The sequence below is a fragment of the Pseudomonas avellanae BPIC 631 genome, from assembly GCF_000444135.1.
Taxonomy (GTDB): Bacteria; Pseudomonadota; Gammaproteobacteria; order Pseudomonadales; family Pseudomonadaceae; genus Aquipseudomonas; species Aquipseudomonas avellanae.
This window is the reverse complement of record NZ_ATDK01000572.1, coordinates 24,291-37,358: the sequence shown is the minus strand read 5'-3', so window position 1 is coordinate 37,358 and position 13,068 is coordinate 24,291. Positions and strand designations below refer to the sequence as shown.

14 protein-coding genes are annotated in these 13,068 nt (G+C 60.6%); 13 read left to right on the top strand and 1 reads right to left on the bottom strand.

From position 1 onward, the window contains the following. The first annotated feature begins 98 nt into the window (after positions 1-98). On the top strand, positions 99-2,024 hold the full coding sequence (locus DW49_RS0126770) for a hypothetical protein (RefSeq protein WP_005616910.1): 1,926 nt from the start codon (positions 99-101) through the stop codon (positions 2,022-2,024). Between the two features lie 91 nt (positions 2,025-2,115). Beyond that, on the top strand, positions 2,116-2,574 hold the full coding sequence (locus DW49_RS0126765) for a hypothetical protein (protein ID WP_005616909.1): 459 nt from the start codon (positions 2,116-2,118) through the stop codon (positions 2,572-2,574). A 1-nt stretch (position 2,575) separates the two neighbouring features. Here the strand turns inward: DW49_RS0126765 and DW49_RS0126760 are convergent, their stop codons facing one another. After that, a complete protein-coding gene (locus DW49_RS0126760) occupies positions 2,576-3,265 on the bottom strand; it encodes an alpha/beta family hydrolase (RefSeq protein WP_024420898.1) in 690 nt (229 codons plus the stop codon). Between the two features lie 295 nt (positions 3,266-3,560). Here DW49_RS0126760 and ccoN point away from each other — a divergent pair, with 295 nt between their 5' ends. From ccoN to DW49_RS0126705, 11 genes are all read left to right on the top strand, one after another. Further along, positions 3,561-5,003, top strand: a complete 1,443-nt coding sequence (ccoN, locus tag DW49_RS0126755) for a cytochrome-c oxidase, cbb3-type subunit I (protein WP_005616905.1) — start codon at positions 3,561-3,563, stop codon at positions 5,001-5,003. Continuing rightward, a complete protein-coding gene (gene ccoO / locus DW49_RS0126750) occupies positions 5,003-5,611 on the top strand; it encodes a cytochrome-c oxidase, cbb3-type subunit II (RefSeq protein ID WP_005616903.1) in 609 nt (202 codons plus the stop codon). Before ccoN ends, ccoO begins: the two co-directional genes overlap by 1 nt. A 5-nt stretch (positions 5,612-5,616) precedes the next feature. Continuing rightward, the gene (locus tag DW49_RS0126745; RefSeq protein ID WP_003378692.1) at positions 5,617-5,808 is read left to right on the top strand and encodes a CcoQ/FixQ family Cbb3-type cytochrome c oxidase assembly chaperone; all 192 of its coding nucleotides are present in this window, start codon (positions 5,617-5,619) and stop codon (positions 5,806-5,808) included. Then, positions 5,805-6,782 carry a cytochrome-c oxidase, cbb3-type subunit III gene (ccoP, locus tag DW49_RS0126740; protein ID WP_005616899.1) on the top strand — a complete coding sequence of 326 codons (978 nt, stop codon included), beginning with the start codon at positions 5,805-5,807 and terminating at the stop codon, positions 6,780-6,782. Before DW49_RS0126745 ends, ccoP begins: the two co-directional genes overlap by 4 nt. 137 nt (positions 6,783-6,919) lie before the next feature. Further along, positions 6,920-7,171, top strand: a complete 252-nt coding sequence (locus DW49_RS0126735; protein ID WP_003378695.1) for a type II toxin-antitoxin system Phd/YefM family antitoxin — start codon at positions 6,920-6,922, stop codon at positions 7,169-7,171. Next, positions 7,171-7,623: a type II toxin-antitoxin system VapC family toxin gene (locus tag DW49_RS0126730; protein ID WP_003378697.1), complete on the top strand. Its 453-nt coding sequence runs from the start codon at positions 7,171-7,173 to the stop codon at positions 7,621-7,623. Before DW49_RS0126735 ends, DW49_RS0126730 begins: the two co-directional genes overlap by 1 nt. A gap of 64 nt (positions 7,624-7,687) precedes the next feature. Beyond that, positions 7,688-9,100, top strand: coding sequence for a cytochrome c oxidase accessory protein CcoG (gene ccoG / locus DW49_RS0126725; RefSeq protein WP_005616896.1), 1,413 nt, complete (start codon positions 7,688-7,690; stop codon positions 9,098-9,100). A gap of 10 nt (positions 9,101-9,110) precedes the next feature. Further along, entirely contained in the window at positions 9,111-9,647 is a 537-nt protein-coding gene (locus tag DW49_RS0126720) for a FixH family protein (RefSeq protein ID WP_005616894.1), read from the top strand. Positions 9,648-9,649: 2 nt separating this feature from the next. After that, entirely contained in the window at positions 9,650-12,121 is a 2,472-nt protein-coding gene (locus tag DW49_RS0126715; RefSeq protein WP_005616892.1) for a heavy metal translocating P-type ATPase, read from the top strand. Next, positions 12,100-12,303: a cbb3-type cytochrome oxidase assembly protein CcoS gene (gene ccoS, locus DW49_RS0126710; protein ID WP_005616890.1), complete on the top strand. Its 204-nt coding sequence runs from the start codon at positions 12,100-12,102 to the stop codon at positions 12,301-12,303. The genes DW49_RS0126715 and ccoS overlap by 22 nt, the downstream gene beginning before the upstream one ends. After that, positions 12,296-12,979, top strand: coding sequence for a sulfite exporter TauE/SafE family protein (locus DW49_RS0126705; protein ID WP_005616888.1), 684 nt, complete (start codon positions 12,296-12,298; stop codon positions 12,977-12,979). The genes ccoS and DW49_RS0126705 overlap by 8 nt, the downstream gene beginning before the upstream one ends. Positions 12,980-13,068 lie beyond the last annotated feature (89 nt).

Here is a 13,068-nt window from a genome sequence, read left to right as displayed (position 1 = left end):
TTTTCGAAATAAGTTACCCATAACCTGCAAGCTAAGCTATTGATAAGATTTGAATTTTCCGTTAGTTGGTGGCTGATTTTTTCGAAAACAGTACACTAATGCCACACATATTAAAAACCGATCAAGCTTTGCCCGCACGAAACGATGAAAACCTTATTGCGCCAAGCGTCGCCATAAAAATCAATAACGAAGGACTTTTACCTACCAGTGCATTAACCGATCCTATTGAGGTGACGTTCCCGGCCTGGCTGAACGTTATGGAGGATATAAGCTACCAACTCCTTTGGGATGACAAGCTTACTGGTGATGTAAAACTGATTGAAAAGGGTACCCAGCCAGGAGCAATTCTGAATGTCAACATTCCAGTCGATGCGCTTACTGAAGGTAAGCACACCATTGCGTATCGCCTGACTAACATTGAAAACGGAACAACGAGCGACTCACCTTCGTCTCCAGTCGAGGTGGATCTTACACCGCCCGGCAACCCTTTGATCGCCCCCATCATCCTCCCCAGAGAAACACTGAACGGCCTCACCTCCGAAGAACTGGAAAACATGGGCGATGTCCTGACGGGTACGATTGCCAGTTACAACGGTATGCAGGAAGGCGATGTCGTCCGTACCTACTGGAACGACGTATCGGGCCCGATGGCAGTGGTCACCAAAGACGATATGGGCCTTAAGCGTGTAATGGTCGATTTTGTCAGGCCGTTTCTGGAGCTGATCGGCGATATCGAAGCTCCGGTTTACTACACGGTGACCGACCTGGCGGGCAATCAGTCCATGGCGTCAGAATATCTGGACGTAAAGCTCCAGCTGACGGTGACAACGCCCCTGCCCACCCCAACCATAAAAGAAGCCACCGGCAGCACCCTGGACCCTATCAACGCCTCTTCCGGTGCAACAGTGGTCATCGACGCCACCGCCAACCTGAAAACCGGCGACCAGGTTATTGTGCAATGGCAGGGGCCGAAAGGCAGTGATACCAAGGAGAAGACACTGACAAGCGCTGAAGCCGGTCAGGCGCTGGAGGTGCTGTTTGCCGCTGTTCTGGTGACCGCCAACGCCGGGCAGACGGTTTCGGTCTCTTATGTCGTCAACCGAGTCAACGGTCTGGTGCAGGTATCCGATACTTTGGCGCTGCAGGTTGTGAGCGGGCTGGCCGAGTTGCCTGCACCGCGCATGGATACAGTCGGGGCAGACGGCGTGGTCACGCCTTCGCTGATTCCTGGCTACGGCGCGACGGTGCGGGTGAGTTACCCGGGCATGGGCGCGCAGGACAGTGTGGTGGTCAACTGGCGCGGCGCGTCCAGCCATGCCACGGCGGCGCAGGTTGCAGGGAGTGGCGAATTGCAATTCAACGTACCCAAGGCGTTGATCAGCGCCACTGCAGGCCGCTCGGCCACAGTGACTTACACCGTCACCCGCGCAGGGGAGCCCACTGTATCGACCGCGCTACAGCTCAGTGTCAAACAGGAGCTGGTACTGGACACTTCACCGGTAACACTGGCCGGCAAAATCTATCTGCTTCCGGGCTCGCCGGACCTGTTGCCGAACTTCCCGGCCGAGACCACCGTTCAGCGCCAGGCCAGCGGTGGGCATGCGCCTTATCGATACGCATCGAGTAATGCGCTGGTGGTAAGCGTGAACAGCAATGGCCTGGCTTCTGTTCGAGGTAAAGGTACGGCCACCATTACCGCAACCGATGCGCTGGGCGCGACCAAGAGTTATCCGGTCACTGTTACCGGCGTCATTCATTGCGTCGGTGTGGGCAGTGGCAGCTTCTCTCAGATCAGCAAGGCATCGGCCAATAATGGCGCGCGGATTCCGACCATTCACGAGTTGGTGGAAATCTACACCCTGTACGGCAACCGCTGGCCGATGGGCAACGGCAATTACTGGTCGTCTACCGTTTCAAACGCCGGTATCGGGGGCTGGAACTGGTACTACGTGAAAAACATGGTCTCTGGCAGAAACTTCAAGTTGAAGAGCCACAACACCTCCCTTGGCGTCGGCATCAAATGATCGACAACTGATGAACCTGTAATCATCACACAGGGCGTTACCTTAAAGGGCAACGCCCTGCTTCTATTCATACGCTTTGCAGAGTCAGACCATGCACCGCATACCATCGCCAGCCAAACGCTTCGTTCGCCCTTCGCCTTGTGAAGGCAGTTTTCACGTCCGCGTCAACAGTAAGCCGTTTCAGGCGATGCACCTGTCGGGCCAGTTGGCCCTGCGGGCAGAGCTGGAGCACGAACCCGACCGATGTATCTGGAAGCTGATTGTCGATGGCAAGGTAGGCACAGCACGAACCACGATCGGACTGTTTCTGGACAGCGACCTGAAACCCGGCGATCACGATCTGGTGAACCATGCGCAGATCAAAGTGATTTTCAACGAAACGCTACGCAGGCAAAACACGATTTATCACTCGGCCGACTTTCAAAGCGGAACGCTGAGCCTGTTTGAAGCCAATCCCTATACCCTGCGCTTGCGCGGGCGCTTCCGGTTCAGCATGTCATCGATCAATTTCGACGTCACCGACGGCTTTTTTGACGTACGTTGCCAATAATTCAGACGCGCAGAAAGCGGGCGATCACCTGCGCCGACTCGACCAGGCACTGGTCATGGCTGATACCTGCCACTTTCAGTGGTTTGAGGTCGTGATTGGCCGTCGGCAACCAGTGCAATTCAATGGCGCTGGACAATGTATACCCCGCCACGCTTTCGCGGTTGCCCAATGCATCGCGCTCACCCTGAACAATAAGGGCCGACGTTTTCAGTTCGGCCAGATGCGCCACGCGTGGTTTTTCCGGTTTGCCCACGGCGTAAAACGGATACCCCAGACATACCAGCGCATCAACCTGCAGTTCATCAGCGATCAGGCTGGCCATTCGCCCGCCCATCGACTTGCCGCCAACAGCCAGCCGCCCCGCAACAAGGGGCCGAACCTCGGCATAGACTTCTCGCCAGCATGCCAGCAATTGCGCCTGCGGATTGGGCGGGCGCTTGCTGCCGCCCTCGCGTCGCTGCGCCATGTAGGGAAACTCGAAGCGCAGCACGCCGATGCCTTGTGCCGCCAGGTGCATGGCCATGCTGTTCATGAACTCGCTGTCCATCGGTGCACCCGCGCCATGCGCCAGCAAAAGCGTTGCGGGCTGCAGACCCTCCAGCGACTGCCCGGGCGTCCATAACCAGCCTCTTTCGCGGGTGAGTTGCCGCCATTGTTCCGCGCCGATACCGGGCTGTAAGCCTGTGCTCATGCTTGCCTCGTTTTGATGAGTGCGACATTGGCCGACCACTATAAGCAACTGCGCAAGCAACTGCATGACCCACCGCGCATCAGGCACGAATCGCGCGGGTAGATGCTGTGACTTCCCACACCCCTCTTTCAAAGCTAAACTCGCCAGCAGGCGTCTGCTGCAACCATTGACGCTCGTTAGCTTGCCTGTCTGTTCCTGCCCTCGCCTTTTCGGTGTGCTTCGGTGCCATTTCCAGCGATACATCGCCCGAGCCCGATAACGTCTGCGGTAAACACCTGAATCGTGGAAGTCCGCAATGAGCACAACAATCAGCCCGACCGCCTACAACTACCGAGTGGTGCGCCAGTTCGCCATCATGACCGTGGTATGGGGCGTGATCGGCATGAGCCTGGGCGTCTTCATCGCGTCGCAACTGGTATGGCCAGGGCTGAACCTCGAACTCGAATGGACGACCTTCGGGCGCTTGCGACCGCTGCACACCAACCTGGTGATCTTTGCGTTCGGTGGCTGCGCGCTGTTCGCCACCTCTTATTACGTGGTGCAGCGCACCTGTCAGACACGGCTGATTTCCGACGGGCTGGCAGCGTTCACCTTCTGGGGCTGGCAGGCCGTGATTGTCGGCGCCATCGTGACGTTGCCGATGGGTTACACCACCACCAAGGAATATGCCGAGCTCGAGTGGCCGGTGGCTATCTTGCTCGCCATCGTCTGGGCGGCCTATGCCGCGGTGTTCTTCGGCACTATTGTCAAACGCCGGACCCGGCACATTTATGTCGCCAACTGGTTCTACGGCGCGTTCATTGTGGTGACGGGCATGCTGCACGTCGTCAACCACGTCTCCTTGCCGGTCAGCCTGTTCAAATCCTATTCAGCCTACGCCGGTGCAACCGACGCCATGATCCAGTGGTGGTACGGGCACAACGCAGTGGGGTTTTTCCTGACCACCGGCTTTCTCGGCATGATGTATTACTTCGTGCCCAAGCAGGCTGAACGCCCGGTGTATTCCTATCGCCTGTCCATCGTGCATTTCTGGGCGTTGATCACCCTGTACATCTGGGCCGGCCCGCACCACCTGCACTACACCGCACTGCCGGACTGGGCGCAGTCGCTGGGCATGGTGATGTCGATCATTTTGCTGGTGCCTAGCTGGGGCGGCATGATCAACGGCATGATGACGCTGTCGGGCGCGTGGCATAAATTGCGAACCGATTCGATTCTGCGTTTTCTTGTGGTGGCGCTGGCGTTCTATGGCATGTCGACCTTTGAAGGTCCGATGATGGCCATCAAGACCGTCAATTCGCTGTCGCATTACACCGACTGGACCATCGGCCATGTGCACGCCGGTGCACTGGGCTGGGTGGCGATGATCACCATCGGCTCGGTCTACCACATGATCCCCAAACTCTACGCTCGCCCGCAAATGCACAGCATCGGCCTGATCAACGCGCATTTCTGGCTCGCGACCGTCGGCACCGTGCTGTACATCACCTCGATGTGGGTCAACGGCATCACTCAGGGCCTGATGTGGCGCGCGGTAAATGACGACGGCACGCTCACTTATTCTTTCATCGAGACCATGCAGGCCAGCCATATGGGCTACATCGTGCGGGTGATCGGCGGTGTCATCTTCACCAGCGGCATGCTGCTGATGGCCTACAACGTGTGGCGCACAGTGCGTGCCTCGGACCCGCAAGCAGCGCAAGCCGCTGCCCGCATCGCCATCGCGGGAGCGCATTGATGAAACACGATGTGCTGGAAAAGAATATCGGTCTGCTGGCCTTTTTCATGGTGATTGCCGTGAGCATCGGCGGGCTGACTCAGATCGTCCCGCTGTTCTTTCAGGATGTGACCAATCAACCAATTGAGGGCATGAAGCCGCGCAGCGCGCTGGAAGTCGAAGGCCGCGATGTGTTCATTGCCAACGGTTGCGTGGGTTGCCACTCGCAGATGATCCGCCCGTTACGCGCCGAAACCGAGCGCTACGGGCATTACTCGGTTGCAGGCGAAAGTGTCTGGGATCACCCGTTTCTGTGGGGCTCGAAACGCACCGGGCCGGACCTTGCGCGGATCGGCGGTCGCTACTCGGATGAGTGGCACCGTGTGCACCTCAACAACCCGCGCGACCTGGTCCCTGCCTCGATCATGCCGGCCTATCCGTTTCTGGCCGGCAAACACATCGACAGCACGCAGACCGCGAAAAAGCTGCAAGTGCTGCGCACCCTGGGCACGCCGTACACCGACGCCGATATTGCCGGTGCGGCGGCGGCCGTGCAGGGCAAAACCGAAATGGACGCGCTGGTGGCCTACCTGCAAGGCCTCGGCACCCTTATCAAGAGCAAGCGGTGATCAGCATGGACATCGGAATGATTCGGGGTCTCGGCACACTGGTCGTCATGGTCGCGTTCATCGGCCTGATGCTGTGGGTGTTCAGCCCAGCACGCAAGGCCCACTTTGACGACGCGACCCTGCTGCCGTTCGCAGATGACCCCGAGGCCATCGACACGGTCGAGCAGGCCAGGGCCGAGCGAGAAAATCGATCATGAGTACGTTCTGGAGCCTGTACGTCACCGCTCTGACGCTGGGCACAATCATCGCCATGCTCTGGCTGTTGCTGTCCACCCGCAAGGGCCAGCGCGAGGCGCCGACCGACGAAAAAGTCGGCCACTCGTTCGACGGCATCGAGGAATACGACAATCCGCTACCCAGGTGGTGGTTCCTGCTGTTCATCGCCACCCTTATTTTCGCGCTGGCTTACCTGCTGCTGTATCCGGGCCTGGGCAATTGGCAGGGGCTATTGCCCGGTTACGAGTACCGGGACAAGGGCAGCAACTCGCAGTTCTCGGACGGCCAGCAGGGCTGGAGCAGTGTTCACGAGTGGGAGCGCGAAGTCGCCAGTGCCGAGGCACGCTACGGACCGCTGTTCGCAAAATATGCAGCGATGCCCGTCGAGGAAGTGGCCAAAGACCCGCAGGCGCTGAAAATCGGCGCGCGCCTGTTCGCCTCCAACTGCTCGGTCTGCCACGGCTCCGACGCCAAAGGGGCCTACGGTTTTCCCAACCTGACCGACGCGGACTGGCGCTGGGGCGGCGATGCTCAGGCAATCAAGACGTCGGTAATGGCCGGACGCATGGGCGTGATGCCGGCCTTGGGCGAAGTGCTTGGCGAACAAGGCGTGCGCGATGTGTCGGCCTACGTGCTGACCCGACTGGACGCCCGGCAATTGCCCGAAGACGCCAAGGCTGACCCTGTCGCGGGCCAGAAGACCTTCGCCACACTCTGCGCTGCCTGTCATGGGCCGGAAGGCAAAGGCATGCCGATCTTGGGCGCACCGGACCTGACGCACCCGGATGCGTTTATTTACGGTGCCAGTTTCGCCCGGCTTCAACAGACCATACGCGACGGTCGCCAGGGCCAGATGCCCGCTCAGCAAGCGTTACAGGGCAATGACCGGGTTCACATCCTTGCCGCCTACGTTTACAGCCTGTCCCGTCAGGAGACGCCGGCAGAGCCCAAATAATTTGCCTCGACCGGGCATGACTGGGACCCGCCGCCCGTTGCAATTCGAAAGACTTCAGATATTGTAGTTACATCTCTACATGGCTAGACTTGCTCATTATCACGACGATGTGTCTGCCCATTCCGGAGGTCGCTTTCATGACAACTACCCTCTCAAGCCGCGAATTCAACCAGGACACCAGCGGGGCCAAGAAGGCTGCGAATGAAGGCCCGGTGTTCATTACCGACCGAGGTCGCCCTGCCCATGTGCTGCTGTCGATCGAGGCGTACCTGCAACTGACCGGCAGTGCAGCGAGTATCGCTGACCTGTTGATCATGCCGGCGCACCTCGATATCGAATTCGAGCCGCAACGGGCTGTCATCACGCCTCGACCGGTTGACCTGTCCTGATGTTCCTGCTCGACACCAACGTGGTGTCCGAACTCAGAAAACGCAATGCCGACGCGAACGTGCTCCGCTGGTCGCGAACCCAGATGGCATCCAGCCTGTTCATCTCGTCCATCACGATTCTTGAGCTCGAAACAGGTATCCTGCGGATCGAACGCCGTGACCCGACGCAAGGTGCAGCCCTGCGAATGTGGCTCGACCACCATGTATTGAAAGCGTTCGCCGGGCGCATTCTGCCAATCGACACTCAGGTCGCAAAACGCTGCGCCCAACTGCACGTGCCCGACCCGCGCAGCGAATGTGATGCCCTGATCGCCGCCACCGCGCTGGTACACGGAATGACCGTGGTCACCCGCAACACAGCAGATTTCAAATCGAGCGGAGCCGCCTTGCTTAATCCCTGGATCAGTCAGTTGAACGAAGAAACGGCCCATTACTCAAGTGCGTCACGTTGAACGCGGCTGTGAACCGGCCTGACCCGCATCGGCCCGGGCTGCGCCAGCTCCGTTGGACCCATCGATGAGCAACCGGATTCCAGTAAACGACATCACACCGTCGCCCGATGAGAGCAGCGAATACGTCGATCTTTACGCCTCGCGCACGAAAATCCACACCCGCGCTTTCAAGGGTCTGTTTCGCACGCTGCGCATGGCGGGTGGCGCAGTGTTGCTGCTCATCTTTTTCGGTACGGTCTGGCTCAATCAAAACGGGCATCAGGCCGTGTGGTGGGACCTGCCGGAGCGCAAGTTCTATATCTTCGGCGCGACGTTCTGGCCGCAGGATTTCATCCTGCTGTCGGGGATTCTCATCGTTGCCGCCTTCGGGCTGTTCTTCATCACGGTCTATGCCGGACGTGTCTGGTGCGGCTATACCTGCCCGCAGAGCGTCTGGACCTGGATGTTCATGTGGTGCGAGAAAGTCACCGAGGGCGACCGCAACCAGCGTATCAGGCTCGACCATGCCCCGATGAGCGCTGGCAAACTGCTGCGCAAGCTGGCCAAGCACAGCCTGTGGCTGATGATCGGCTTTGCCACGGGCCTGACTTTCGTGGGCTATTTCTCGCCAATCCGCGACTTGTGTATAGAACTGTTCACCGGCGAGGCAGACGGCTGGGCGTATTTCTGGGTCGGCTTTTTCACCCTCGCCACTTACCTTAACGCAGGCTGGCTGCGTGAGCAGGTGTGCATCTATATGTGCCCCTACGCGCGGTTCCAGAGCGTGATGTTCGACAAGGACACGCTGGTCATTTCCTACGACCCGCGCCGTGGCGAACCACGCGGGCCGCGCAAGAAGGAAACCGACCATCAGGCTCAGGGGCTCGGTGACTGCATCGACTGCACGCTGTGCGTTCAGGTCTGCCCGACCGGCATCGACATTCGCGACGGCCTGCAGGTCGAGTGCATTGGTTGCGCGGCCTGTGTAGACGCTTGCGACACTGTCATGGACAAGATGGACTACCCTCGCGGCCTGATTCGCTACACAACCGAACACAATTTATCCGGGCAGCGCACCCACACCTTGCGCCCACGCCTGATCGGTTATGCGCTGGTCCTGCTGCTGATGATCGGGCTGCTGACCACCGCCTTCTGCATGCGCACACTGGTGGGGCTGGAGGTCAGCAAGGACCGTATGCTGTTCCGGGAAAACACCGAGGGCCGGATCGAAAACGTCTACAGCGTGAAGATCATGAACAAGGACCAGGTTGATCACACCTACCTGCTGACTGCCAGCGGCCTGCCTGATCTTAGGCTGCAAGGCCTGCGTGAAATCAACGTTCCGGCGGGCGAGATCATCAGCTTGCCGGTGGCGTTGTCCAGCACGCCGCAGGCCCTGTTATCGAGCAGCAACGAGGTCATTTTCACCCTCAAGGGCATCGACAGCGACACCCGAGTCCAGACCCCAAGCCGTTTCACCGGCCCACCTATTCGTTAAGAGCATCGCCATGCCTGTCGCGACCGTTTCAAGCCCTTGGTACAGGCAGTTGTGGCCTTGGATCATCATTGGCATCCTGGCCTGTTCGGTGACGTTGAGCCTGTCGATGGTGTTCATTGCCGTGACCAACCCGGACCCATTGGTCACCGACAATTACTACGAGGCAGGCAAAGGCATCAATCGCTCGCTGAACCGCGAAGTGCTGGCCCAGAATCTCAAGCTGCGCGCCAGCATCCATCTGGACGACCTGACCGGCGAGGTCGGGCTGCGTTTGGGCGGCAACAGCCGCCCGCAGCGTCTGGAACTGAACCTGATTTCGCCCACACAGCCCGCCCGTGATCGGCGGGTGTTTCTGAATCGCAGCCCGACCGAGCCAGACCGTTACATCGGCCAGTTGCAGGACAGCGTCGCAGGCCGGCGCTTTGTCGAGCTGCTGGGCGTTGAAGGCAATCAGACCTGGCGCTTGTTCGAGGAAGAGCAGGTCGGCGCGGATGAACTGACACTCGGCGATGAACCGCTGCAAGCTGCGCAACACCGGAACGACTGAACGTGACCGCGCTCAACCGCCCCCCGACGCCCTGTTACCACTGCGCCCTGCCCGTGCCGGCCGGCAAGCGCTTCAACGCCGTGGTGCTCGGTGAAACCCGTGAGCTGTGTTGCCCGGGCTGTCAGGCGGTCACCGAAGCCATCGTTGCGAGCGGTCTGGAAAGCTATTACCGCCATCGCAGTGAAACATCAGCCAACCCGCAAAGCCTGCCCGCGCAGTTGATCGATGAGCTGGCACTCTACGACCGCCCTGACGTACAGGCACCGTTCGTGCGCCACCAAGGGGAATTATCCGAAGCCATTCTGCTGATCGAGGGCATCAGTTGCGCAGCCTGCGGCTGGTTGATCGAACAGCGCCTCGGCCGGTTGCCGGCGGTTGCCGAGGCGCGCATGAACCTCTCGACCCATCGCTTGCAGGTGCGCTGGCGCGTCGATCAACTGCCTCTCAGCCAGTTGCTGAGCGAACTGCACGCCATCGGCTACGTCGCCCATCCGTGGCAGGCCGACCGCGCTGCCGAACGGCTGGCGAGTAAAAACCGTCTGGCCTTGCGACAACTGGGCGTCGCCGGCCTGTTGTGGTTTCAGGCAATGATGGCAACCATGGCCACCTGGCCGGAGTTCAACATCGACCTCAGCCCGCAGATGCACACCATTCTGCGCTGGGTGGCGTTGTTTCTGACCACGCCCATCGTGTTCTACAGTTGCGCGCCGTTCTTTCGCGGTGCCTTGCGTGACCTGCGCAACCGCCAACTGACGATGGACGTCTCTGTGTCGCTGGCCATTGGCGCGGCTTATGTGGCAGGCATCTGGACCGCAATCACCGGCACGGGCGAGCTGTATTTCGATGCGGTCGGCATGTTCGCCCTGTTTCTGCTGGCCGGGCGCTATCTGGAACGCCGGGCCCGGGAGCGCACCGCCGCGGCCACCGCGCAACTGGTCAACCTGCTGCCTGCCTCATGCCTGCGCCTTGGCGAAGACGGCCAGAGCCAGCGCATCATGCTCAGTGAGCTGCGTTTGGCTGACCGGGTACTGGTGCGGCCCGGTGCGGTGATTCCGGCTGACGGCACCATTGTCGAGGGTCAATCCAGTGTCGATGAGTCGCTGCTGACCGGCGAATACCTGCCACAGGCACGCAGCACGGGCGATGCGGTCACTGCCGGGACGCTGAATGTCGACAGTCCGCTGACCGTCAAGGTGGCGGCGCTGGGTCAGGAGACCCGTCTTTCGGCCATTGTTCGCCTGCTCGAACGCGCCCAGGCAGAAAAGCCCCGCCTCGAACAACTGGCCGACCGGGCGGCGCAGATTTTTCTGCTGTTTTCGCTGATGGCTGCTGCGCTGATCGGGGTGATCTGGTGGCAGATCGACGCATCGCGGGCGTTCTGGATCGTGCTGGCGATGCTGGTCGCCACCTGTCCCTGCGCGCTGTCGCTGGCAACCCCGACCGCCCTGACCGCATCCACCGGCACGCTGCACACACTCGGCCTGCTGTTGACCCGTGGTCATGTGCTGGAAGGCCTGAATCAGATCGACACGGTCATCTTCGACAAGACCGGCACCCTTACCGAAGGGCGCCTGGTACTGCGCAGTGTTCAGCCACTGGGCACGCTCGACGCGGACACCTGCCTGGAACTGGCGGCGGCGCTGGAAAACCGCTCCGAGCACCCCATCGCCCGCGCCTTTGGCCGCGCACCCGTGGCCGCTGAAGAGGTGCACAGCACACCGGGGCTGGGCCTTGAAGGCGTTGTCGGTACCCGCCGCTTGCGCATTGGTCAGCCGGCTTTTGTCTGCGCCCTTAGCGGCACTGAAACGCTGTCTATAACAGCCCCCTCCGGGCAATGGCTGCTGCTCGGCGACACGCAAGGCCCTCTGGCATGGCTGGTGCTGGACGACCGACTGCGCGACGATGCGCATAGCTTGTTACACGCCTGCAAGGCCCGTGGCTGGAAAACCCTGCTGTTGTCCGGCGACAGCTCGCCCATGGTTGCCAGCGTCGCACAAGTACTGGGTATCGAGGACGCCCGTGGCGGCTTGCGTCCCGACGATAAGCTGGCGGTGCTGCGGGTGCTGCAGTCACAAGGCCGCAAAGTGCTGATGATCGGTGACGGCGTGAACGACGTGCCGGTCATGGCGGCTGCAGACATCAGCGTGGCGATGGGCTCGGCCACTGACCTTGCGAAAACCAGCGCCGATGCCGTCTTGCTGTGCAACCGCTTGCCGGTGCTGATCGATGCACTTACCCTGGCCCGACGGACCCGGCGCATCATTATCGAAAACCTGGTCTGGGCCGGTCTGTACAATGGCCTCATGTTGCCGTTCGCAGCGCTGGGCTGGATCACCCCGATCTGGGCAGCGATCGGCATGTCGATCAGCTCATTGATCGTGGTGCTCAACGCACTGCGCCTGACCCGCGTGCCGCGCGCTGCACACTTGTCGCAAACCGCCCCGGAGGTTTCATGCCCGCGCTTTACATCATGATCCCCGCTGCCCTGCTGCTGGTGGGTATCGCGATCTACGTTTTTTTCTGGGCGGTGGACAGCGGCCAGTACGACGACATGGAAGGCCCGGCACACAGCATCCTGTTCGATGACCCGCCGCCTGCGGATCAGCGCCCGCCAGCGCATCACACGCCGGGCACTGACGAGAAGCACGATGTTTGAACTGGCGCCGGTGTTGCTGTCCGCGCTTGTTCTCGGCCTGCTGGGCGGCGGTCATTGCCTGGGGATGTGTGGCGGCCTGATGGGTGCACTGACGCTGGCTATCCCCAAAGAGCAACGCAACCGCCGCTTTCGTCTGCTGTTGGCCTATAACCTTGGGCGCATTCTCAGCTATGTCGTGGCGGGCTTTTGTTCCGGGCTGGTCGGTTGGGCAGTTGCGCAAAGCCCGCTGGCAACGGGCCTGCGGGTCATGGCGGCGGTATTGCTGATTGTCATGGGCCTGTATCTGGCCGGTTGGTGGAGCGGGCTGACACACATCGAGCGCCTGGGCCGAGGTTTGTGGCGCTACGTGCAACCGCTGGCCAGTCGCTTGCTGCCGGTGTCCAGCCTGCCGCGCGCCTTGTTGCTCGGCGCCCTGTGGGGCTGGTTGCCCTGCGGGCTGGTCTACAGCGCGCTGCTCTGGGCCTCAAGTCAGGGCAATCCTGTCGACAGCGCACTGTTGATGCTGGCCTTCGGGCTGGGCACCTGGCCGGTTCTGCTGGCCACCGGGCTGGCCGCCGAACGCACCACTGCGCTGCTGCGCAAGCGTGGCGTTCGTGTGGCGGGCGGGCTGCTGGTGATCGTGTTTGGTGTGTGGACCCTGCCGGGGCCTCATCAGCACTGGCTTATGGGGCATTGAACCGGGCCTTCCCGCCTTTTGATCCATATCAAGGCCTGCCACTGATCGGCTGCGTATGCTCGGCGCATCGCCAGCCTGACCGGGAAACG